Raw genomic sequence first — 22727 nt, 5'->3', positions numbered from 1 at the left:
CGTTCACAAGCCCGCCGACCCCGTATTGAGGTATCCATCGTGAACAGCAGCGCCGTCCACCGCCTGCGCCTGGTCTCCGGCCCCGAAGGGGTCTCCTTCATCCTGCTGCTGATCTGCTCGGTGCTGAAGCGGACCACCTCGTTCGACGCCGTCCCGGTGATGGGCATGGTCCACGGGGTCCTGTTCATCCTGTACGTGGTCTTCTGGATCCAGGCCTGGCAGGCGCAGAAGTGGGACGCCAAGCGCGGCGTCCTGCTGTTCGTGCTCGCGGTGCTGCCCACCGGCGGTTTCTTCGCCGAGCGGCTGCTCAAGAAGGAGGAGCAGGGCGAGCTGAAGCCCGCCGCCGCCTGATCCCGGGCGCACCGTCCGATCCCGGGCGCTTTCTCCTCGCGGACGGCCGACAGGCTGCCGCGGCCTCCTCTCCCAAAGGGCCGCGGCAGCCTGTCGCCGTTTCCTACCGGGTTGGCTCGGAGGGGCTCAGCTGACGTTCACCCCGCTCCAGGCCGCGGCGACCGTGTTGTACTCGGTGCTGCTCGCGCCGTACAGGTCACGGGCCGCGTTCAGGGTCGCGGTGCGGGCGGCCTTGTAATTGGTGGTGGAGGTCATGTAGACGGTCAGCGCGCGGTACCAGATGGCCGCGGCCTTGGTCCGGCCGATGCCGGTGACCGTCGAGCCGTTGGAGGTCGGGCTGTTGTAGCTGACGCCGTTGATGACCTTGGCGCCGCTGCCCTCGGCCAGCAGGTAGAAGAAGTGGTTGGCGACGCCGGACGAGTAGTGGACGTCCTTGTTGCCGACGGTGGAGGACCAGTAGTCGGCCGAGGCGCCGTCCTTGGACGGCTTGTCCATGTAGCGCAGCGGGGTGCCGTTGCCGTTGATGTTGATCAGCTCGCCGATCAGGTAGTCCCCGGGGTCGGCGGCGAGGTTGGCCGACCACTCGACCATGGTGCCGAAGATGTCCGAGGTGGCCTCGTTGAGGCCGCCGGACTCGCCGGAGTAGATCAGGCCGGCGGTGGCCGAGGTGACGCCGTGGCTCATCTCGTGGCCGGAGACGTCGAGGGCGGTCAGCGGGTGGGTGTTGCCGGAGCCGTCGCCGTACGTCATGCAGAAGCAGGAGTCGTCCCAGAACGCGTTCACGTAGTTGGTGCTGTAGTGCACCCGGCTCGCGGCGCCGACGCCGTTGTTCTTGATGCCGTTGCGGCCGAAGGTGTTCTTGTAGTAGTCCCAGGTGGCCGCCGCGCCGAACTGGGCGTCCACGGCGGCGGACTCGCGGTTGGAGGCCAGCCCGTTGCCGAAGCTGTTGGTGGTGTTGGCGAACAGCGTCCCGCTGCCCGAGGTGCCGCCCTTGAGGTCGGAGGTGGACTGGTTGCCCCGGGAGGCGTCCTTGAGCTGGTAGCTGGTGCCGCTCTGGGTGGTGGTCAGCGTGACGCTGCCGACGAAGACGCCCTTGCCGGAGCCGGTGGCGGTCTGCACCTTCTCGTCGGTGGAGAGCACCTGGCCGGTGGCGGCGTCGGTGACGACCTCCTGGCGGCTCGGGGTGCCGTCCGCCCGCTGGCCCTCGACCACCGTGCGGTGGGCGAGCCGCGGGGTGCCGTCGGCGGCCCAGACGACCAGCTCGGGGGCGCCGGTGCGGTCGATCCGGCTGAGCGCCGCCTCGTCCGCGTCGGCGGCGACGCCGACCGTGGCCCGCAGCGCGGCGGTGGCCTTCTCGGCGGCCTGGGGCGCGGCGAGGGCCGGGGTCAGGCTGGGCACCGACAGTTGCCCGGCGAAGGCCCGGTCGACCGACTTCACCGAGCCGTCGGCCTTCTGGTGGACGACCAGGTCGCCGCCGATCACCGGCAGGCCCGCGTAGGTCCGGTCGTAGCGCAGGTGGCGGGTGCCGTCCTGGTCCACCACCACGTCCTTGGGCACCAGCTTCTCCTGGCCGCCGAGGGCGAGGGCCTGGGCGACCGGGGCGCTCTGCCCGGAGGCCAGCGCGAGCAGCGCGGACTGCTGCTGCGCGGCCGAGGGGGTGGCGGCCTGGGCGGGGGCGGCGGCGATCTGGACGACGCCGGCCAGCAGGGCGGTGGCGGAGAGTACGGCTCCGACAGTCAGCTTTCGCTTCACGTACGGGGTTCCTTCCACGAGACCCGCGGGTGCGTGCGGGTGCGCCGCGTACCGGGGCGCCGGGGTTGGCGCCTTGGGGGCGGTAGGGCGCGGACGTGCCGTCCCGTGCGGTTCCTGACCCTCCGCCGGATTCGGGTGGGGCGGCGAAGAGTTGGACGGGACTTGGTCAGAAGCATGACAACCGTTTGCACTGATGGACAGGCTGCCTACGCGATTGGCCAGGAACCGCCAAATCCCGGTACGGATGGTTCGGTTGCCGCCCGTTGCCCGGTTTCTCCGGTTCGCCCCCCTCGGCAGTCCCCTGGCGGGACCCCGCCAACCGGACGGGTTTGACGGCCGCGAGGGAACGGAAACGCCCGGGCCCCTCCCGCCGGAGGGTCCCGGGCGTCCGATGCGCCTGTGGGATACGTCAGTTGACGTTGACGCCGCTCCAGGTCGCGGCGACCGCGTTGTACTCGGCGCTGCTCGCGCCGTACAGGTCGGCCGCGGCCTTCAGGGTGCCGGTGCGCGCCCCCGCGTAGTTGGTGGTGGAGGTGAAGTAGGTGGTCAGCGCGCGGTACCAGATCTGCGCGGCCTTGTCCCGGCCGATGCCGGCCAGGGTGGAGCCGTTGGAAGTCGGGCTGTTGTAGCTGACCCCGTTGATGGTCTTCGCGCCGCTGCCCTCGGCCAGCAGGTAGAAGAAGTGGTTGGCGACGCCCGAGGAGTAGTGGACGTCCTTGGTGCCGACGGTGGAGGACCAGTAGTCGGCCGAGGCGCCGTCCTTGGACGGCTTGTCCATGTAGCGCAGCGGCGTGCCGTCGCCGTTGATGTTGATCAGCTCGCCGATCAGGTAGTCCGGCTTGTCGGAGGGCAGGTTGGCGTAGAACTCGACCATGGTGCCGAAGATGTCCGAGGTCGCCTCGTTGAGGCCGCCGGACTCACCCGAGTAGTTCAGGTTGGCGGTGGCCGAGGTGACGCCGTGGCTCATCTCGTGGCCGGCCACGTCGAGTTCGGTGAGCGGGTGGGTGTTGCTGGCGCCGTCGCCGTACGTCATGCAGAAGCAGGTGTCGTCCCAGAACGCGTTGACGTAGTTGGAGCCGTAGTGGACGCGGCTGGCGGCGCCGACACCGTTGTTCTTGATGCCGTTGCGGCCGAAGGTGTTCTTGTAGAAGTCCCAGGTGACGGCCGCGCCGAACTGGGCGTCCACCGCGGCGGACTCCGCGTTGGAGGACAGCCCGTTGCCGAAGCTGTTGGTGGTGTTGGCGACCAGGGTGCCGGAGCCGGAGGTCTTGTTCTTCAGCGTGTAGGTCGCCTGCCCGCCGCGGGTGGTGTCCTTCAGCTGGTAGCTGGTGCCGCTCTGGGTGGTGGTCAGCGGGACAGAGCCGACGAAGACGCCCTTGCCGGAGCCGGCGGCGGTCTGCACCTGCTCGTGGGTGGAGAGCACTTGGCCGCTGGCCGCGTCGGTGACCAGCAGCTGGCGGCTCGGGGTGCCGTCGGCGCGCTCGCCCTCGACCGTGGTGCGGTACGCCAGGCGCGGGTTGCCGTCGGCGGCCCAGACGACCAGCTCGGCCTTGCCGGTCTGGTGGACGGCGGTCAGCGGGGCCTCGTCCTTGTCGGCGGTGATGCCCACGGTGGACTGCACGGCGCCGGTCGCCTGGGCGGCGGCCTGGTCGGCGGCGATCTTCGGGGTGAGGCTCGGCAGGGCGAGGGAGGCGCCGGTGGCCTTGTCCACGGAGGTGGTCGCGCCGTCGGCCTTCTGGTGCACCACCAGGTCGCCGCCGAGGACCGGGAGGCCGGCCAGGGTGCGCTCGTAGCGCAGGTGGCGGGTGCCGTCGGCGTCCACGATGGCGTCCTTGGCCACCAGCTGCTCCTGGCCGCCCAGGGCCAGGGCGTGCGCCACCTTGCCGGCCTGGCCCTGCGCCAGGGCGATCGGGTCGCTCTGCTGCGGGGCCCCGGAGTGCGGGGCCGCCATGGCCGCGGTGCCTTGGACGACGCCGGTGAGCAGGGCGGTGGCGGAGAGTACGGCGACTGCGGCGAGCTTTCGCTTCACGAACGAGTCCTTCCGGGAAACCGCGGTGGGCGCGGTCGCGCCGCGTTCCGGGGGCCGGGCCGGCACCTGAGGGGCGGAACGGGCGCTGACGTGCAGACCCCGCGCGGTCGGAAGAGCGGCTTCGCCACCGGTGGGTGGGGGTGGTGGCTACCGAACGGGGTTGATCGAAAGCATGACAATCGAGCAAATCAAATGACAGGTCTTACTCATGAGTTGGCCAAGTCCCGCCACGGCGAAGGATTGTGAACGAGCGAACAAAAGGGATGAATCGCCCTGCCTCGCAACGGGTTACCGTCCGAACCGAAGCCTGCTGGTGCGGCAGCGGGCCGATCAGGGGCCAACCCCGGTGCGCCGGGCGGGCGTTGCCGCGCGTTCACATCGGCGCAATGTCCCGGTATCGACCTGGCCGCCCGATTGGCGGGATCCCGCCACGTGTTGCGCTTGTCCACCATTGGGACGGCTGGTAACACCCGCCCCGCCCGCCGGTACGGTAAGGAGGTGGCCAAGCCCCTCGCTCTCGACTTCGATCCGATCGCCCGTGCCGACGAGTTGTGGACCCGCCGCTGGGGCGGAGTCCCCTCGATGGCGGCGATCACCTCGATCATGCGCGCCCACCAGATCCTGCTGTCCCGGGTGGACGCGGTGCTCAAGCCGTACGGGCTGACCTTCGCCCGCTACGAGGCACTGGTGCTGCTCACCTTCAGCCGGACCGGCGAGCTCTCGCTCTCCAAGGTCGGCGAGCGCCTCATGGTCCACCCGACCAGCGTCACCAACACCGTCGACCGGCTGGAGCGGGCCGGCCTGGTCGCCCGCCGACCCAACCCGCTGGACGGCCGCGGCGTGCTGGCCGCGATCACCGTGCGCGGCCGCGAGGTGGTCGAGGAGGCCACCCGGGAGCTGATGGCGATGGAGTTCGGGCTGGAGGAGTACGACACCGAGCAGTGTCGCCAGGTGTTCGAGCTGCTCCGCCCGCTGCGGGTCGCGGCCGGCGACTTCGCCGAGCCGGCGCAGGAGCCGGGGAGCAGTTCGGCGGACGGGCCGACGGAGGGGGCTGCGAAGAAGCGGCCGTGAAGGCGGCTACCCTCGTGTGAGCGGTGCCCGGATCCGGGCGTACCGGCCGATACTGCCGAGCGAGGCGAGGAAGATCATGAAGGCGACCCCCCTGCTGGGCTGGTACCGGGCCCTGGCCATTGCGACCGGTGTGGCACTGCTGGTGTTCTGCGGCTTCCTGGTCGCGAAGTACGGCTTCGACGCCGCCAAGGACGTCACGATGTACGTCGCGATGCTGCACGGCTACCTCTACATCGGGTACTTCGTGGTGACCTTCCTGCTCGGGCAGAAGCTGAAGTGGCCGATGGGCCGCCTCCTGCTCACCCTGGCGGCGGGCTGCATCCCCTTCCTCTCCTTCGTCTTCGAGCGCAAGGTGGCCGCCGAGGCCGCCGCGAAGCTCCCGGCGGGCGCCGGTGCCCGCCAGCCGGCCGGGGTCTGAGCCCGACCGCCCGCGCCTTCGAGAGCGCCCCTCCCCTGATCGCGGGGGAGGGGCGCTCTCGGCGTTCCACGGCGTTCCACGGCGTTCCGCGGTGTTTGCCGAGGCCGGAGCGCCGACTCGCGGCCGTCATCCATCGACAAGTAGTAGGACGTCCGAGTAAATTACTAGGACGTCCTACTAGCTGTGCCGCCCGTCGCCGTGGCGGCCGTACGGAGCGGAGTTCGGGGTCATGGACGCCGAGGAGATCGAGCGCGGACGGCAGCGCTGGCAGCAGCGGTACGACAAGGCCCGCAAGCGTGACGCGGACTTCAGCACCCTCTCCGGCGACGAGGTCGAGCCGGTCTACGGCCCGCCCGCCGGGCAGGCCGTGGAGGGCTTCGAGCGGATCGGCTGGCCGGGCGAGTACCCGTACACCCGCGGTCTGCACCCGACCGGCTACCGGGGCCGCACCTGGACCATCCGCCAGTTCGCCGGCTTCGGCAACGCCCGGCAGACCAACGAGCGCTACCGGATGATCCTGGACGCGGGCGGTGGCGGCCTCTCGGTGGCCTTCGACATGCCCACCCTGATGGGCTACGACTCGGATGACGCCAAGTCGCTCGGCGAGGTCGGCCACTGCGGCGTGGCCATCGACTCGGCCGCCGACATGGAGGTGCTGTTCGACGGCATCCCGCTCGGCGAGGTCACCACCTCGATGACGATCAGCGGCCCGGCCGTGCCGATCTTCTGCATGTACCTGGTCGCCGCCGAGCGCCAGGGGGTGGACCCGTCGGTGCTCAACGGCACCCTCCAGACGGACATCTTCAAGGAGTACATCGCGCAGAAGGAGTGGCTCTTCGCCCCCGAGCCGCACCTGCGCCTGATCGGCGACCTGATGGCCTACTGCGCCGAGGGCATCCCCGCGTACAAGCCGCTGTCCGTCTCCGGCTACCACATCCGCGAGGCCGGGGCGACGGCCGCGCAGGAGCTGGCGTACACCCTCGCCGACGGCTTCGGCTACGTCGAGCTGGGCCTGTCCCGTGGCCTGGACGTGGACGTCTTCGCGCCCGGCCTGTCCTTCTTCTTCGACGCCCACGTGGACTTCTTCGAGGAGATCGCCAAGTTCCGCGCCGCGCGCCGGATCTGGGCCCGCTGGATGCGCGAGCGCTTCGGCGCCCAGACCGACAAGGCGCAGTGGCTGCGCTTCCACACCCAGACCGCCGGTGTCTCGCTCACCGCGCAGCAGCCGTACAACAACGTGGTGCGCACCGCCGTCGAGGCGCTGGCCGCGGTGCTCGGCGGCACCAACTCGCTGCACACCAACGCCCTGGACGAGACCCTGGCGCTGCCCTCCGAGCAGGCCGCCGAGATCGCCCTGCGCACTCAGCAGGTGCTGATGGAGGAGACCGGTGTCGCCAACGTGGCGGACCCGCTGGGCGGTTCCTGGTACGTCGAGGCGCTGACCGACCGGATCGAGCAGCAGGCCGAGGCGATCTTCCAGCGCATCCTGGACAAGGGCCGCGAGGACCACGAGATCGGCCCGATCACCTCCGGCATCCTGCGCGGCATCGAGGAGGGCTGGTTCACCGGGGAGATCGCCGAGGCGGCCTTCCAGTACCAGCAGTCGGTGGAGAAGGGCGACAAGCGCGTGGTCGGCGTCAACTGCCACCCGCGCAGCGTCACCCCGGAGCTGGAGATCCTGCGGGTCAGCCACGAGGTCGAGCGCGAGCAGGTCAGGGTGCTGCGCGAGCGCAAGGCGGCCCGGGACGACGCGGCCGTCCGGGCCGGGCTGGACGCCATGCTGGCGGCGGCGCGCTCGGGCGAGTCGATGATCCCGCCGATGCTGGACGCGGTGCGCGCCGAGGCGACGCTGGGCGAGATCTGCAACGCGCTGCGCCAGGAGTGGGGGACGTACCAGGAGAACGCGATGTTCTGACCGGCCACGGCCGCAGCCGCCCGTACGGAAGTCCCGTACGGGCGGCTGTGCCGTGTCCGGCGCCGGTCAGCAGCCGATGAGCGGCCCGAGCAGCAGGTCGGTGAAGCGGCGGGTCCACTCCGGGGTGATCGGCTCGCCGCTGACCAGGACGCGGTGCTCGACGGTGCCCGCGATGGTGTCGAAGATGATGTCGACCTCCGCGCGGGCGGCCGCGTCGTCGGTGTCCGGGCCGAGCTCGCCGCGTGCCTGGGCGGCCGCCCGGCCCTGGCGGACCAGCCGCTTCTGCGGGTCCACGATGGCCTCCCGGATCCGGTACCGCAGCTGCCGGTCGCGGGTGCCCTCGGCGAACAGCGCGAGCAGCGCCGCCTGGGTCTCCGGGCGGTCCAGCAGGGCGGCGAACTGGGCCACCACGGCCTCGATGTCGGCCCGCAGGCTGCCCAGGTCGGGCATGACCAGATCGTCGAAGAGGCTGGCGACGGCGTCCACCACGAGCTCGTTCTTGGACGGCCAGCGGCGGTAGAGGGTGGTCTTGGCGACTTTGGCGCGGCTCGCCACGTGGCCCATGGTCAGTCCGCCCCAGCCGAGTTCGGCCAGGGTCTCGCGGGTGGCGTCGAGGATCGCGCGGTCGGCGGCGGCGCTGCGCGGGCGGCCCTTGGCCCGGGCGGCGCCCGCGGGCTCCGGGGCCGGTCCGGCCTGCTCCGCGGTCGTCCGGGCCGGGCTCTCCGGGCTTTCCGGGGTCGCTGGGGGCTGGGCGGCCGGCACCGGGCCTCCTTGCGCTCTACTGGTAAGTAACTTGGGTGGGGCTGGTAACGGTAGCGACTGTTCGCCCGTTCGGGCAGTCGGGCGGCCCGGGAAAGTGGGACAGGTCACGTCCTCGAACCGCCGGTGGGGCTTGCGGCCGGGGCACCGGCTCCAGTTACGCTACGACTCGTAGCGAAAGCAGTGACAACCAGGCGCCGCGTCCCGTGGGACGGGAGCGGCGCGGGCGCGGGTGGGGATCCGCGCCGAACGGTCCAGGCTACCGGGGGAAGGGCGCCGCGCCCGGCAACCCGCACCGCGCGGCCCGCGCGGGGCGACTTTCCCGAGGTTGGTGCCCGCGAGCAGCGCGGACGGGGGAGGATGGTGCCATGCAGCCACGGAATTCGCGTCTCAACAGTGCCGCCCTGCGCGGTGCGGTCGACCTCGCCGCAGTGAAGGCGGCCGGCGAAGCCGCCCAGAAGGCCGAGCAGGCCCGGGCCGAGCGGGCCCGCCAGGCGGCCGCCGCCGACTCGGACGGCTCCGCCGTCGCCGGCTCCGGCTACCAGCTCGTCATCGACGTCACCGAGGACACCTTCGAGACCGAGGTCGTCCAGCGTTCCACCGAGGTGCCGGTCGTCATCGACTTCTGGGCCGAGTGGTGCGGGCCCTGCAAGCAGCTCAGCCCGGTTCTGGAGGGCCTGGTCGAGGAGTACGCCGGCCGCTTCGTGCTCGCCAAGATCGACGTGGACGCCAACCCGCTGCTCTCCCAGCAGTTCGGCATCCAGGGCATCCCGGCCGTGATGGCCGTGGTGGCCGGCCAGCTGGTGCCGCTGTTCCAGGGCGCCGAGAGCGCCGCCAACATCCGCAAGATCCTGGACCAGCTGATCCTGGTCGCCGAGCAGCGCTTCGGCGTGGCCGGCGTGGCCGGCGGCGGGGCGGGCGTCCCGGGCGAGGCCGAGGCCGCCGTCCCGCAGCGCCCGGAGGACCCGGCGCTGTCCGCCGCCCACGACGCGCTGGACGCCGGCGATCTGGGCGGCGCCATCCAGGCGTACAAGAACGTGCTCGCCGAGCAGCCGGGCAACACCGAGGCCAAGCTGGGCCTGGCTCAGGCCGAGCTGCTGAAGCGGGTCGAGGGTCTGGACCTCCAGGCCGTCCGGGCGGCTGCCGCGGCCGCTCCGAAGGACGTCGAGATCCAGCTCCAGGCGGCCGACCTGGACTTGGTCGGCGGTCACGTCGAGGACGCCTTCGGGCGGCTGGTGGACACCGTCGGTCGGACGGCCGGCGAGGACCGGGACGCCGCCCGGCTGCGCCTGCTGGAGCTGTTCGAGGTGATCGGCGCGGAGGACCCGCGGGTCGTCGTGGCCCGTGCGGCGCTGGCGCGCGTGCTGTTCTGAGGCCGAGTCAGATCAACTGCCTGTCACGGCGGATGACCTGCGGTGTCGCCAGGTGATTTGGCGACAATCCGACTAACAGCCCTTAGGTTTACCAAATCTTGATTTCACCCGTGGGTGGTCACATCACGTGACCACCCACGGGTGTTTCACCAGTGTTTCCGGCGAATTTCACCGTCGCGCCTCCGTCGGATCGTCACGCACCGTGCAACTCGGGCCGATTTCATGATCGATTCCATCTGGCGTTGGATTACCCGTCAGTAAGGCACCCCTTGTGCTTCGCCCGGGATTCAAGCACGATCGGCCACGCCCGGTCCCAGACTCCGACACCCGCCGACCCAGGTGGGCCCAGTGGAGCGCGGGATCCCCACCGGGCGATCCGTCGGCCCCGGCCGACGGGAGGGAGGGCAGGGGGGTATCCGCGGTCCCACGGCGGTTCCTGTCCTTCGACCGGCCGCGCGGCCCTGCGCGGTCGCTGGTTGTCGCTCGGGGGTGATCGCCGATGTCGTCGGTCCTGCCCGCCGCCCCACAAGGTCGGTCGGTGCTTGGCCGGGAGGGCCGCTGTCCGCGGACCGCTCCCGCGTCCGACGACGCCCAAGGCGCTCTCCGCTACCGAGGACGTAGCTCTCTCCCATCCCAGGCCCCCACCGGTACGGAACGCACCGCCGGGGAGCCGGAGATGTACGTCCTAGAAGGAGGACTCGCATGTCCAAGGCCTATGGCAAGACCCGCTGGAAGCGCTTCGCCCTGGTGATGGTGCCGAGCGTCGCGGCCACCGCGATGGTCGGCGTCTCGATCGCCAACAGCGCGCTCGCCGCCTCGTTCAGCATTTCCGGCCAGTCGTTCAAGGTGAAGGCCTCGCACATCGAGGGCACCCACTTCGCCCAGTTCGGCACCGTCGACCTCGAAGCCGACGGCACGCCGCACCCGGTCGCCGTCTCGGCGTTCGACTCGGCCGACATCACCAACATGTGCCAGTCCGTGGTGACCGACCTGAGCAAGATCGGCATGGGCAAGATCACCCTCCAGCTGAAGGCCGGTGGCAACGGCACCCCGGCGCACGCCGACAACCTGCTGATCGACATGGAGGAACTGAAGGCCGACGCGACCTTCAAGTCCATCAACATCGGCCAGGACGCCTCCACCCTCGCCGGCACGGCCACCCAGGGCTGGACTCCGCACCCGGGTGTCGCCGCCGCCAGCGGCAACAAGGGCCTGCCCACCGGCGCCACCGGCTTCGCCCAGGCCGCCCAGTCGGCCTCGCTGGACGGAGTCGAGCAGACCGCCCGCGCCACCTCGGCCGGAACGTTCAAGCTCAACGGCCTGAGCCTGTCGCTCAAGAAGGGCGACGGCCCGAACAACGAGTGCTTCTGAGCCCCGCCTGACGGGGTGCCGGCGGGCACGCCCGACGGACGGGTCCCTCGCGGGGCGGGGGCGGCGGATTCCGCCGCCCCCGGCCTCGCGCCAGTCGTTTTCCCCTCGTAGCGATGCCGAGGAGCTGCACCATGACCAGCGCAACGGTCGAAACCCGGACCGGCCGCCAGAATCCGCTCGGGGCCTTCTGGCGGGGCTTCCGCACGTTCCGTCGCACCAGGCCCTTCTGGGGCGGCCTGCTGGCCATGATCGCCGGCGTCCCGATCCTCTACTTCCCCTACGCGCACCTGACGTTCGGCGGCCTGACCATCGCGATGTCGACCACCGCGGGCGCCGGTTCGCTGCTGATCGGCATGCTGATGATCGCCCTCGGCCTCGCCGGGTGGTTCCAGCAGGCCGTCCGGGTCTTCGCGGGCATCGCGACCATCCTGCTGACGCTGGTCTCGCTGCCGATGTCCAACCTGGCCGGCTTCGGCCTGGCCCTGCTGCCCGGCCTGATCGGCGGCGGGCTGCTGGTCTCCTGGGCGCCGTTGCCGGAGCCGGCGGCCGAGCCGACCGCGGTGGCCGCCGAGTCCACGGCCGAGGCCGCCCCGCAGCCGGTCGGCGCCGTGCACCAGGAGGCGGCGCGGTGACCGGGCCGGCCGAGCAAGCCGACGGTACGACCGTTCCCGCGCAGCGCTCCGGCCGGCACGCGGCCCCGCGCACGCCCGTACGGGTCCGGCTGAGGGGCCGGGCGCTGGCGATGGCGGCGGTGCCCACCGCTCTGCTGATGGCCGCCGCCTACACGCCCCACCCGGCGGTCGCCGAGTCCGCGGCGGGCAAGCCCTGCGGCACGGCCCCGGCCGTGGTGCCGGACGTGGCGCCGCTGGAGACGCCGGTGCCCAAGAGCGAGCTGCCCGAGCCGCCGCCGGGCCCGTCCGGCACGCCGAGCTCGGCCCCGACCGCCCCGGCCCCGACCGGCGCCTCGACCGACCCGGGTTCGGTGCCCGCCCAGGTGCCGACCACCGCGCCCGCCCAGCAGCCCACCTCGCCGGTCAAGCCCTCGGCCACCGGCACGGCGACGGCGACCCGGGCCGGGGTGATCGACGACATCATCGGCGGTCTGGGCGGCCTGTTCGACCCGAAGGCGCCGAGCCAGAGCCCGAGCCAGAGCCCGAGCCCGAGCCCGCACCCGACCGACACGCCGACCACCGCTCCCACGGCAGCCGGCACCCCGGCCGCCGCCACCCCGCAGGCCGCGCCGACCGAGGCCCCGACCGCCACCGAGGAGCCCTCGCCCACCGCCACCCCGAGCGGCGGGCCGAGCACCAAGCCGTCGCCGACGGCCAAGGCGACGCCGTCCGCCGAGGCGACGCCCACCGAGGCGGCCTCCCCGACCGCCACGCCCACCGAGAACCCCAACTGCGACGTGGACGCCCGGGGCCTGAGCGCCGGCGCGGCCGCTCCCGACCACGTCGTCCCGGAGCAGAACTGGACGCTGCTGACCAGCCGGCTCGCCCTGCACGGCGCGGTCTTCCACGGGGTCTACGACGTGAAGACGCCGACCGGCAGCAAGCGCGTCCTGAAGTTCGTGGTCGACAGCGTGGACATCGACAACCTCGACATGTCGACCCTCCAGGGCAACGGCGTGACCTTCCACGTCCAGGGCGCCCCGGGCTCCACCTCGACCATGCGCGAGGGCCCGGTCACCATGTACGTGGAGCGGCTGTCCGGCCACCTCTCCAAGGTGCTCGGCCTGCCGCTGCCGATCGACCTGGGCGAGATCACCCTCACCCCGGACACCCTGCCGCGCTGGCTGTACGACCTGATCGGCTCCATCCCGATCCCGCTGGACCTGGAGCTGACCGGCGTCACCGCCAAGCAGGCCGGCCAGTTCGGCGGCACCCTGCACATCCCGGGGATGCACCTGTTCAACGACAACGCGCCCTACAGCGACAAGTGACGTGCGTGGGGCGGCCCTCCCGACGGAGGGCCGCCCCACGGACGTTCAGGCCTGACGGAGGCTCACTCGCTCCGGGTGCCCAGGTGGTGGACCTGCACCATGTTGGTGGTGCCGGGGATGCCGACCGGGACACCGGCGGTGACGATGACGGTCTCGCCCTCGCCGAGCCGGCCCATCCGCAGCAGCTCCCGGTCGACCTGCGCGACCATCGCGTCGGTGGTGGCCACCTGCTCGGTCACGTACGCCTCGACGCCCCAGCTCAGCGAGAGCTGGTTGCGGGTGGCGGAGTCCGGGGTGAAGGCGATCACCGGGATCGGCGAACGGTAGCGGGAAAGCCGGCGGGCGGTGTCACCGGACTTGGTGAAGGCGACCAGCGCCTTGCCGTCCAGGAAGTCGCCCAGCTCGCACGCCGCACGGGCGACCGAGCCGCCCTGGGTGCGCGGCTTGCGGCCCGGGTTGAGCGGCTGGAGGCCCTGGGAGAGCAACTCCCCCTCGGCCGTCTCGCAGATCCGGGCCATGGTGCGGACGGTCTCGACCGGGTACTTGCCGACGCTCGACTCGGCGGACAGCATGACCGCGTCGGCGCCGTCCAGGATGGCGTTGGCGACGTCCGAGACCTCGGCGCGGGTCGGGCGCGAGGCGTGGATCATCGACTCCATCATCTGGGTGGCGACGATGACCGGCTTGGCGTTGCGGCGGGCCAGGGTGACCAGCTGCTTCTGGACCAGCGGGACCCGCTCCAGCGGGTACTCCACGGCCAGGTCGCCGCGGGCGACCATGATGGCGTCGAAGGCGAGGACGATCTCCTCCATGGCCTCGACGGCCTGCGGCTTCTCGATCTTGGCGATGACCGGCACCCGGATGCCGACCTCGTCCATGACCTCGTGGACGTCCTTGATGTCGTCCGCGTTGCGGACGAAGGACAGGGCGATCATGTCGACGCCCAGGCGCAGCGCGAAGCGCAGGTCGTCCTTGTCCTTCTCGGACAGGGCGGGCACGTTCACGGCCGCGCCGGGCAGGTTGATGCCCTTGTTGTTCGAGAGCACGCCGCCCTCGATGACCACGGTCTTCACCCGCGGGCCGTCGACGCTGACGACCTCCAGGGCGATGACGCCGTCGTTGATCAGGACCGGGTCGCCGGGCTTCACGTCGCCGGGCAGGCCCTTGTAGGTGGTGCCGCAGATGTGCTGGTCACCGGGGACGTCCTCGGTGGTGATGGTGAACTCGTCGCCGTTGTCGACGGTCACCGGGCCGTTGGCGAAGGTCGCCAGACGGATCTTGGGACCCTGGAGGTCGGCCAGGACGCCGATGGCCTTGCCGGTGTCCTCCGAGACCTGGCGGACCTTGCGGTACCGCTCCTCGTGGTCCGCGTGGTTGCCGTGGCTCATGTTCAGTCGGGCGACGTTCATGCCCGCCTCGACGATGGCCTTCAGCTGTTCGTAGGAGTCCGTCGCCGGACCCAGGGTGCAGACAATTTTCGCTCGGCGCATATGGATCAGTCTATCCGTTCGTGTTATAGGCGCATTCGGTACGGACCGGGAGGAATCGCCGACGAAATGTTCCGAGGAGTGAGACGAATTCGTATCAGTCCTCGGACTCCGGACGTTCCCGGTGCACCAGCGCGAAGGCCTGTCGGGCGATCTCCAGCTCCTCGTCGGTGGGCACCACGGCGACCGCCACCCGGGCGAATCCGGGCGAGATGATCCGGGCCGCGCCGGATCGCACCGAGTTCAACTCCGGGTCCACGGCGATGCCCAGCTCCTCCAGTCCCGCGGTGGCCGCCGCGCGCACCGGGGCCGCGTTCTCCCCGACGCCCGCGGTGAACGCGATCGCGTCCACCCGGCCGAGCACCGCGTAGTAGCCGCCGATGTACTTGCGCAACCGGTGGACGTACGAGTCGAACGCGAGCTTCGCGTCCGCGTCCCCCTCGTCCGCCCGACGCATGATCTCGCGCATGTCGTTCTCGCCGCACAGCCCGCGCAGGCCGCTGCGGCGGTTGAGCAGGTCGTCGATCTCGTCCACGGACAGCCCTCCGACCCGGTGCAGGTGGAACACCACGCCGGCGTCGATGTCGCCCGAACGAGTGCCCATGACCAGGCCCTCCAGCGGGGTCAGGCCCATCGAGGTGTCCACGCAGCGGCCGCCGCTGACCGCCGAGGCGGAGGCGCCGTTGCCCAGGTGCAGCACGATCACGTTGACCTCGGCCGGGTCCTTGCCGAGCAGTCGGGCGGTGGCCCGCGAGACGTACTGGTGCGAGGTGCCGTGGAAGCCGTAGCGGCGCACCCGGTGCTCGTCGGCGACGGCCTTGTCGATCGCGTAGCGGGCCGAGTACTCGGGCATCGAGGCGTGGAAGGCGGTGTCGAAGACGGCCACCTGCGGCAGGTCGGGGCGCAGCGCGCGGGCCACCTCGATGCCGGTGATGTTGGCCGGGTTGTGCAGCGGGGCGACCGGGATCAGCCGGCGGATCTCCTTGACCACGTCGTCGGTGATCACGGTCGGCTCGGTGAACCGCAGGCCGCCGTGCACCACCCGGTGGCCGATCGCGGCCAGCTCGGGGGAGTCCAGCCCGAGGCCGTCGGCGGCGAGTTCCTCGGCGACGGCCTTCAGCGCGGAGGCGTGGTCCGGGAACGCCTGGACGCTCTCCCGCGGCTCGCCGCCGCGCGGGGTGTGCACCAGCCGCCCGCCGGCCTCGCCGATCCGCTCGACCAGCCCGGAGGCCAGCCTGGCCCCGTCCAGCATGTCGATCAGCCGGTACTTCACCGACGAGGAGCCGGCGTTCAGAACGAGAACGCGCGTACCTTCACTCACTGGTCGCCCCCTGGTGGTCCTGCGCCTGGATCGCGGTGATCGCGACGGTGTTGACGATGTCCTGCACCAGCGCCCCGCGCGAGAGGTCGTTGACGGGCTTGCGCAGCCCCTGGAGCACCGGCCCGACCGCGACCGCACCCGCCGAGCGCTGGACGGCCTTGTAGGTGTTGTTGCCGGTGTTGAGGTCCGGGAAGATCAGCACGGTGGCCCGTCCGGCCACCGGGGAGCCCGGCAGCTTGGTGGCCGCGACGTGGGCGTCCACCGCCGCGTCGTACTGGATCGGGCCTTCGACCAGGATGTCCGGCCGCAGCTCGCGGACGATCTCGGTGGCCTTGCGGACCTTGTCGACGTCCGCGCCGGAGCCGGAGGTGCCGGTCGAGTACGAGAGCATCGCGACCCTCGGCTCCACCCCGAACTGGGCGGCGGTGGCGGCCGACTGGATCGCGATGTCGGCCAGCTGCTGGGCGTCCGGGTCGGGGTTGACCGCGCAGTCGCCGTACACCAGCACCTTGTCGGCCAGGCACATGAAGAAGACCGAGGAGACGATCGAGGCGTCCGGGGAGGTCTTGATCACCTCGAAGGCGGGCCGGATGGTGGCGGCGGTGGAGTGCACCGCGCCGGAGACCATGCCGTCCGCGATGCCCTCCTGCACCATCAGGGTGCCGAAGTACGAGACGTCGGTGACCACGTCCAGGGCCAGTTCGACGGTCATCCCCTTGTGGGCGCGCAGCTTGGCGTACAGCTCGGCGAACTGGCGGCGCAGCGGGCTGGTGGTCGGGTCGACGATCCGGACCTGGGCGCGGTCTGCGCCGGTCTCGGCCGGCGGCAGCTCGATGCCGTGGGCCGCGGCCTTGCGGCGCACCGCGTCCGGGTCGCCGAGCAGGGTGAGGTCGCAGATGTTGCGGCGCAGCAGGATCTCGGCCGCGCGCAGTACCCGCTCCTCGGTGCCCTCGGGCAGCACGACGTGCCGGCGGGCGCCGCGGGCGCGTTCCAGCAGCTCGTGCTCGAACATCATCGGGGTGACCCGCTCGGACCGGCCGACCTCGATCAGCTTGGTCAACTCGGCGGTGTCGACGTGCAGTTCGAACAGGCCGAGGGCGATCTCGGCCTTCCGGGGGCTGGCCGCGGTGAGCTTGCCCTCGATGTGGGTCAGGTGGGCGGCGGTGGGCCAGCTGCGCTCGGGGACGACCGCGACCGGGGTGCCGGGGGCGAGCCGGTCGGCCAGGGCCATCACATTGGGGCCGGGGTGCAGGCCGAGGGTCAGCAGCACGCCGGCGATCGGCGGGGCGCCGGCGGCGTGCGCGGCCAGCGAGCCGATCACCAGGTCGGCGCGGTCCCCGGGGGCGACCACCAGGGCGCCCTCGGTCAGCGCGTCCAGGAAGGTGGGCAGCATGGCGCCGCCGAAGACGTAGCCGCGCACGTCCCGGGCGAGCCCGGCGGCGTCGCCGAGCAGCACCTCGGCGCCGGTCGCCTCGACCAGCTGGGCGACGGTGGGCGCGGCCAGCGCCGGCTCCTCCGGGATGACGTAGGCGGGGATCGGCAGCTTCTCGGTGAGGGTGCGCTGGACGGGCTGTTTGACGCCCGGGGCGACCCGGTTGGCGATCATCGCCAGGGTCTCGCAGCCGAGGTCGGTGTACGCCCGGTGGGCGTTGCGGACCTCGGCGATCACCGTCTCGGCGTCCTCGCCGTGCCCGCCGACCACCGGCAGCACGGCGGCGCCGAACTCGTTGGCCAGCCGGGCGTTGAAGGCCAGCTCGTCCGGGATGCCGGTGTCGGCGAAGTCGGTGCCGAGCACCAGGACGGCCTGGCAGCGCCGCTCCAGCGCGTGGAAGCGGTCGACCAGGGTGGAGACCAGCTCGTCCTGGCCCCGGGCGGCCTGGAGCGCGGCGGCGTCCTCGTAGGTGAGGCCGTACAGTTCACTGCTCGGCAGGTCGATCCGGTAGCGGCCGCGCAGCAGCTCGACCACGTGGTCGGTGCCGGGCCGGCCGGGTGCGGCGGCGTGGACCAGCGGGCGGAACACCCCGACCCGGTCGACCTGGCGGGTGAGCAGTTCCATGACCCCGAGCTCGACCGCCTGACGGCCGTCCCCCCGCTCGATGCCGGTCACGTACACGCTGCGCGCCACGTGGGTGTCTCCGTCCCGTCGTCTCGGAAGGTGGTCATATCGACCATACATTCGGACGTGGAACGGGTGCCGACGAGCAGAGGGGTGGACTTCCGGCAAGGGACGGAAGGCCCGGGCCGTCAGCGGCCGCCGTTGACGGATTCGGACCCGGCCAGGTCCAGTTCCGTGCCGGCCAGGTGGATTTCGGACAGGCGCCGGTCCAGTAGCCAGCCGTGCGGGCGGACGAGGGCGCCGTCGCGGCCGGGGCTCCAGCCGTCGGCGGTGAGGGCGGCGCGCATCCGGGCCTCCACCTCGGCGGCGGGCGGGTCGCCGGCGCCGCCGATGGTGAGGGTGCGGGCGCAGAAGTTGGACCCGCAGTAGCCCTGATCGACGCGGGTGACGGTCAGGCCGGGCGGGGGTGCGACCTCTGCGGTGTTCGGGAAGAAGGCGCTGAGGGAGAAGAGCCGGTAGCCGAAGGCGATGGCCGCGGCGGCCAGGAGCTGGACGGCGAAGGCGGCGATCGAGCCGCCGACCGGATGGTGGAACTCCTTCGCCGGTCGGGGGCCGCGCAGCCGCCGTTCGGCGAGCCCGCCCACGAGGACGACCAGGCCGGCGGCGAGCGGGTAGCCGGTCTCGACCTCGGCGGCGGCCCGGGTGAACCACCAGTCCTTCTCCAGGCCGAACAGCGCGACGGCCAGGCCGACGAGGACGGCGAGGACGGCGGCCCCGACCACCCGGGTGCGGGCCAGGAAGGCCCAGCAGACCACGGGCAGTGAAAGGTAGAGCAGTCCCAGGACCGTGAACACGAGCAAGCCCCCCACCTGCCGGCGATCATCATCAGGCGGGGAGCCTACGTCGTCCGGGCGGCCCGGAGCCAGGGTTCAGACGGGCCGCAGCCACACGGTGGCGAGCGGGGGCAGTACCAGTTCGGCCGAGCGGGGCTGGCCGTCCCACTCCACCGGCTCGGCCTTGACCGGGTGGGAGTTGCCGATGCCGCTGCCGCCGTACTCCTCGGCATCGGTGTTCAGCACCTCCTCCCACAGCTGCTCGCGGCCCGCCAGCCGGGGCAGGCCGACCCGGTGGCCGTGCCGGACGACCGGCGAGAAGTTGCAGACCGCGACCAGCGGCGAGCCGTCGGCCGCGTACCGGACGAAGGAGAGCAGGTTGTCCTCGGCGGCGCCGCCGTCGAGCCAGCGGAAGCCGTCGGGGACGGTGTCCAGCTCCCACAGCGCCGGGGTGTCGAGGTAGCGCCGGTTGAGGTCGCGGACCAGCCGGCGCACCCCGAGGTGCTCCTCGTGGGCCGGCCACTGCTCGTCGAGCACCCACCACTGCGGGCCCTGTTCGTGGTCCCACTCCGAGCCCTGGGCGAACTCCTGTCCCATGAAGAGCAGTTGCTTGCCCGGGTGGGACCACATGAAGCCCAGGTAGGCGCGGTGGTTGGCGCGCTGCTGCCACCAGTCGCCGGGCATCTTGGAGACCAGGGCCTGCTTGCCGTGGACGACCTCGTCGTGCGAGATCGGCAGGACGTAGTTCTCCGAGTAGGCGTACACCATCGAGAAGGTGATCTCGTTGTGGTGGTACTTGCGGTGCACCGGCTCCTTGGACATGTAGACCAGCGAGTCGTGCATCCAGCCCATGTTCCACTTCAGCCCGAAGCCGAGCCCGCCGGCGTCGGTGGGGCGGGTGACCCCGTCCCAGGCGGTGGACTCCTCGGCGATGGTCACCACGCCGGGGCAGCGCCGGTAGACGGTGGCGTTCATCTCCTGGAGGAAGGAGGCCGCGTCCAGGTTCTCCCGGCCGCCGTGCTCGTTGGGGGTCCAGGCGCCGCCCTCGCGGGAGTAGTCGAGGTAGAGCATCGAGGCGACGGCGTCCACCCGCAGGCCGTCGACGTGGAACTCCTCGCACCAGTACGCCGCGTTGGCGACCAGGAAGTTGCGCACCTCCTTGCGGCCGTAGTCGAACTCCAGCGTCCCCCAGTCCGGGTGCTCGGCGCGCAGTGGGTCGGCCGGCTCGTAGAGCGGCTCGCCGTCGAAGCGGGCGAGCGCGAAGCCGTCCTTGGGGAAGTGCGCGGGCACCCAGTCGACGATCACGCCGATGCCGTGCCGGTGCAGGGTGTCCACCAGGTACCGGAAGTCGTCCGGGTCGCCGAGCCGGGCGGTGGGGGCGTAGTAGCCGGACACCTGGTAGCCCCAGGAGCCGCCGAAGGGGTGCTCCATCACCGGCATGAACTCCACGTGGGTGAAGTTCAACTCCTTGAGGTAGCGCGGGAGTTCCTCGGCGATGGCGCGGTAGCCGGTGAGCTCGGGGCGCCAGGACGGCAGGTGCAGCTCGTACACCGACATCGGCGCCCGGTGGTGCGCGGCGCGGGCCCGGCGGGCCATCCACGCGCCGTCACCCCACGCGTACGCGGAGCTGGCGACGACGGAGGCGGTGCCGGGCGGGCACTGGGCGGCGCGGGCCAGCGGGTCGGCCTTGTCCAGCACCCAGCCCTGCCGGGTGTGCACCTCGTACTTGTAGGTGGTGCCTTCGGCGAGGCCGGGGACGAACAGCTCCCAGATCCCGGAGGAGCCGAGCGAGCGCATCGGGTGCCCGGTGCCGTCCCAGTGGTTGAAGTCGCCGATCAGTCGCACCCCCACCGCGTTCGGCGCCCAGACCGCGAAGGCGGTGCCGGCCACCCCGTCGACGGTGCGCACGTGCGAGCCGAGCGCCCGCCACAGCTGCTCGTGCCGGCCCTCGGAGATCAGGTGCAGGTCGAGTTCGCCGAGGGTGGGCGGGGTGCGGTAGCCGTCGTGCTGGCGCAGCGGCCCGCCGCCGGGGTACGTCACCAGCAGGGTGTACTCCGGCGGGTCGCCGCCGGCCACCAGTCCGGTGAACAATCCGCCCTGCTGGTGGGTGAGTTCGGCCGGCCCCTGGGAGGTCTCGACGACCACCCGTTCGGCGAACGGGCGCAGCACCCGGATCGCCGTGCCGCCGTGCACCGGGTGCGCCCCGAGCAGGGCGTGCGGGTCGTGGTGCTGTCCGCCGACCAGCCGGTCGACCTCGGCCGGCGGCAGCGGCGCCTCGGGCAGCCGCAGCGCCCCGGTGGGCGCCGGGCGTTCGACCGCCCGGGTCCGGGGTTCCTTGGCGACCGTCCGGGGTTCCTCGGCCGCGGGCGGCCCGGCCGCCGGGGGCCGCGGGGGGACGGCCGGCTGCGCGGCGGGCGGCTCTTCGACCGGCCGCGGTCCGGCCAGGAAGGTGGCCGGTACGGGGCTGGTGGGGCGGCCGGTCGGGTCGATCGGCGTCACGGCGGGGTCCTCCTGCGACGGGGGTGGGCGAACTCCTGCGGGCGGTGCGGCAAGCGGGTCAGACGGACAGGGCCAGCCGGTTGATCGCGGCGAGCGGGATCGGCAGCCAGCTCGGCCGGTGCCGGGCCTCGTACACCACCTCGTACACCGCTTTGTCGATCTCCAGTGCCCGCATCAGCTCCGGTGAGGAGGCCGGGTCGGCGCCGCCGCCGGCGGTGTAGCCGGCGCAGTAGGCGGTGCGGTTGCGCTGGGCCCAGGCGGCGGCCAGGTGGGCCAGCTCCGGGTCGGCCGGGCCGCCGGCCAGCAGGTGGGCGGCCGCGTAGTCGAAGGAGCGCAGCATCGCGGCGACGTCGCGCAGGGCCGGCTGTGGCTCGCGGCGCTCGTTGACCGATTTGGCGGGCTCGCCCTCGAAGTCCAGCAGGACCCAGCCGTGCGGGGTCCGCATGGCCTGCCCGAGGTGGAGGTCGCCGTGGATGCGCTGGACCGGCAGGCCGTCCGGGTGGGCGTCGGCGAGCTGCTGGAAGGCGGTGCGCAGCGCGCCCCGGAAGCGCAGCAGCCCGGGGACGGCGGCGACGGCGCTGTCCAGCCGGTCGGCCATGGCGCCGGCCAGTCGGGCGGTCTGGGCGCGGTCGAGCCGGGCGACCGGCATCGAGCGGGACAGCACCCGGTGCACCTCGGCGGTGGCCCGGCCGAGCCGGTGCGCCTCGATGGCGAAGTTGCCGGGGGAGCGGTCGCCCTTGAGCCGGCCGACCTGGTCGAGGGCGAGTTCCCAGCCGTCCTCGGCGTCCGGCAGGTAGCGCTGGAGCAGTCCGAGGGTGGCGGGTTCGGCGCGCTCCATCCGGCTCTCGAACCAGGCGGCGACCCGGGGGATGCGGGTGGAGCCGGCCCGGGAGAGGGCGAGTGAGAGTTCCAGGTCGGGGTTGGTGCCGGGGTGGATGCGGCGGAACAGCTTGAGGATGTACGAGGTGCCGTAGATGACCGAGCTGTTGGACTGCTCGGCGGTGGAGGCGCGCCCGGGGAGGTTGGTGGGCAGTCCGGAGCCGGGGGTGCGGCGGAAGGACAGCGCGCCGAACCGGTCGCCGGTGGCCAGGTGTTCCAGCAGTCGCCCGGTGAGCTCCGGGTCGTGCACCGCGTCGTACAGGGTGGCGCCGTCGTACGGGCCCTGGCTGAGCCGGCCGAGTACGGCGCCGGGTTCGATGTCCCCGAGCCCGGAGGAGCGGATGCCGAGTGGCAGCTGGTAGATGTCGCCGTGCGGGGCGCCGGCCGTGGTGGCGTGCTCGACCCGCAGCAGCAGGTGCAGCAGGGCGGGGTCGCCGACCTGCAGCGGGGTGCCGACCACCGGGGTGAGGCCGGTGATGGGCCGTCCCTTGCCGGCGTACCAGCGCTGGGTGGGCAGCCATGCGGCGATCAGTGGCAGGGCCGCCTGGACGAGTTCGCTGACCCCCAGGGCGGTTCTCCGGACCCCGGCGCCCCGGGTGCCGGCCGGCGTGGCGGGTCCGGCGGGGGCGGTGGCGTCCAGGTGGGCTTGAGAACGGGAGGTTTCGGACATG

Annotated in this window: 17 protein-coding genes; 8 read left to right on the top strand and 9 right to left on the bottom strand. The window is 72.1% G+C overall.

The window, feature by feature from the left end; genetic code table 11:
- Positions 1–39: 39 nt before the first annotated feature.
- Complete coding sequence (locus QWJ13_RS20600; protein WP_432277565.1) at positions 40–351, top strand: DUF3817 domain-containing protein; 312 nt, start codon at positions 40–42, stop codon at positions 349–351.
- Positions 352–477: 126 nt separating this feature from the next.
- Here the strand turns inward: QWJ13_RS20600 and QWJ13_RS20595 are convergent, their stop codons facing one another.
- Both QWJ13_RS20595 and QWJ13_RS20590 read right to left on the bottom strand, forming a co-directional pair.
- The gene (locus QWJ13_RS20595) at positions 478–2103 is read right to left on the bottom strand and encodes a M4 family metallopeptidase (RefSeq protein WP_316526240.1); all 1626 of its coding nucleotides are present in this window, start codon (positions 2101–2103) and stop codon (positions 478–480) included.
- A 409-nt stretch (positions 2104–2512) separates the two neighbouring features.
- Complete coding sequence (locus QWJ13_RS20590; protein ID WP_316526239.1) at positions 2513–4132, bottom strand: M4 family metallopeptidase; 1620 nt, start codon at positions 4130–4132, stop codon at positions 2513–2515.
- Between the two features lie 498 nt (positions 4133–4630).
- On the opposite strand from QWJ13_RS20590, the gene QWJ13_RS20585 reads away from it, so the two are divergent.
- From QWJ13_RS20585 to icmA, 3 genes are all read left to right on the top strand, one after another.
- On the top strand, positions 4631–5203 hold the full coding sequence (locus tag QWJ13_RS20585; RefSeq protein WP_316526238.1) for a MarR family winged helix-turn-helix transcriptional regulator: 573 nt from the start codon (positions 4631–4633) through the stop codon (positions 5201–5203).
- A gap of 76 nt (positions 5204–5279) precedes the next feature.
- Positions 5280–5621 carry a DUF3817 domain-containing protein gene (locus tag QWJ13_RS20580; protein WP_316526237.1) on the top strand — a complete coding sequence of 114 codons (342 nt, stop codon included), beginning with the start codon at positions 5280–5282 and terminating at the stop codon, positions 5619–5621.
- A 229-nt stretch (positions 5622–5850) separates the two neighbouring features.
- A complete protein-coding gene (gene icmA / locus QWJ13_RS20575) occupies positions 5851–7536 on the top strand; it encodes a coenzyme B12-dependent isobutyryl-CoA mutase large subunit (RefSeq protein ID WP_316526236.1) in 1686 nt (561 codons plus the stop codon).
- A gap of 66 nt (positions 7537–7602) precedes the next feature.
- Here the strand turns inward: icmA and QWJ13_RS20570 are convergent, their stop codons facing one another.
- Positions 7603–8298: a TetR/AcrR family transcriptional regulator gene (locus QWJ13_RS20570; protein ID WP_432277564.1), complete on the bottom strand. Its 696-nt coding sequence runs from the start codon at positions 8296–8298 to the stop codon at positions 7603–7605.
- A gap of 365 nt (positions 8299–8663) precedes the next feature.
- Between QWJ13_RS20570 and QWJ13_RS20565 the strand changes: the two genes are divergently transcribed.
- The 4 genes from QWJ13_RS20565 to QWJ13_RS20550 all read left to right on the top strand — a co-directional run bounded on the left by QWJ13_RS20565 (position 8664) and on the right by QWJ13_RS20550 (position 12981).
- Positions 8664–9668 carry a tetratricopeptide repeat protein gene (locus QWJ13_RS20565; protein WP_316526234.1) on the top strand — a complete coding sequence of 335 codons (1005 nt, stop codon included), beginning with the start codon at positions 8664–8666 and terminating at the stop codon, positions 9666–9668.
- A 702-nt stretch (positions 9669–10370) separates the two neighbouring features.
- On the top strand, positions 10371–11039 hold the full coding sequence (locus tag QWJ13_RS20560; RefSeq protein ID WP_316526232.1) for a DUF6230 family protein: 669 nt from the start codon (positions 10371–10373) through the stop codon (positions 11037–11039).
- A gap of 131 nt (positions 11040–11170) precedes the next feature.
- Entirely contained in the window at positions 11171–11671 is a 501-nt protein-coding gene (locus QWJ13_RS20555; RefSeq protein ID WP_316526230.1) for a DUF6114 domain-containing protein, read from the top strand.
- A complete protein-coding gene (locus tag QWJ13_RS20550; RefSeq protein WP_316526229.1) occupies positions 11668–12981 on the top strand; it encodes a hypothetical protein in 1314 nt (437 codons plus the stop codon). The genes QWJ13_RS20555 and QWJ13_RS20550 overlap by 4 nt, the downstream gene beginning before the upstream one ends.
- Positions 12982–13043: 62 nt before the next feature.
- On the opposite strand, the gene pyk is transcribed toward QWJ13_RS20550, so the two are convergent.
- The 6 genes from pyk to QWJ13_RS20520 all read right to left on the bottom strand — a co-directional run bounded on the left by pyk (position 13044) and on the right by QWJ13_RS20520 (position 22726).
- Entirely contained in the window at positions 13044–14471 is a 1428-nt protein-coding gene (pyk, locus tag QWJ13_RS20545; RefSeq protein WP_316526227.1) for a pyruvate kinase, read from the bottom strand.
- A 94-nt stretch (positions 14472–14565) separates the two neighbouring features.
- Entirely contained in the window at positions 14566–15789 is a 1224-nt protein-coding gene (locus QWJ13_RS20540; protein WP_316526226.1) for an acetate kinase, read from the bottom strand.
- Positions 15782–17914, bottom strand: coding sequence for a phosphate acetyltransferase (gene pta, locus QWJ13_RS20535; RefSeq protein ID WP_316526225.1), 2133 nt, complete (start codon positions 17912–17914; stop codon positions 15782–15784). Before pta ends, QWJ13_RS20540 begins: the two co-directional genes overlap by 8 nt.
- Positions 17915–18033: 119 nt before the next feature.
- A complete protein-coding gene (locus QWJ13_RS20530; protein WP_316526224.1) occupies positions 18034–18705 on the bottom strand; it encodes a hypothetical protein in 672 nt (223 codons plus the stop codon).
- Positions 18706–18774: 69 nt separating this feature from the next.
- Positions 18775–21177: a 1,4-alpha-glucan branching protein GlgB gene (gene glgB, locus QWJ13_RS20525; RefSeq protein ID WP_316526223.1), complete on the bottom strand. Its 2403-nt coding sequence runs from the start codon at positions 21175–21177 to the stop codon at positions 18775–18777.
- A 58-nt stretch (positions 21178–21235) separates the two neighbouring features.
- On the bottom strand, positions 21236–22726 hold the full coding sequence (locus tag QWJ13_RS20520) for a maltokinase N-terminal cap-like domain-containing protein (protein WP_316526222.1): 1491 nt from the start codon (positions 22724–22726) through the stop codon (positions 21236–21238).
- Position 22727 lies beyond the last annotated feature (1 nt).

It is taken from the genome of Kitasatospora brasiliensis, assembly GCF_032654805.1.
GTDB lineage: Bacteria > Actinomycetota > Actinomycetes > Streptomycetales > Streptomycetaceae > Kitasatospora > Kitasatospora brasiliensis.
The sequence above is the reverse complement of the archived record's forward strand: the minus strand, read 5'-3'. Positions and strand labels throughout refer to the sequence as shown.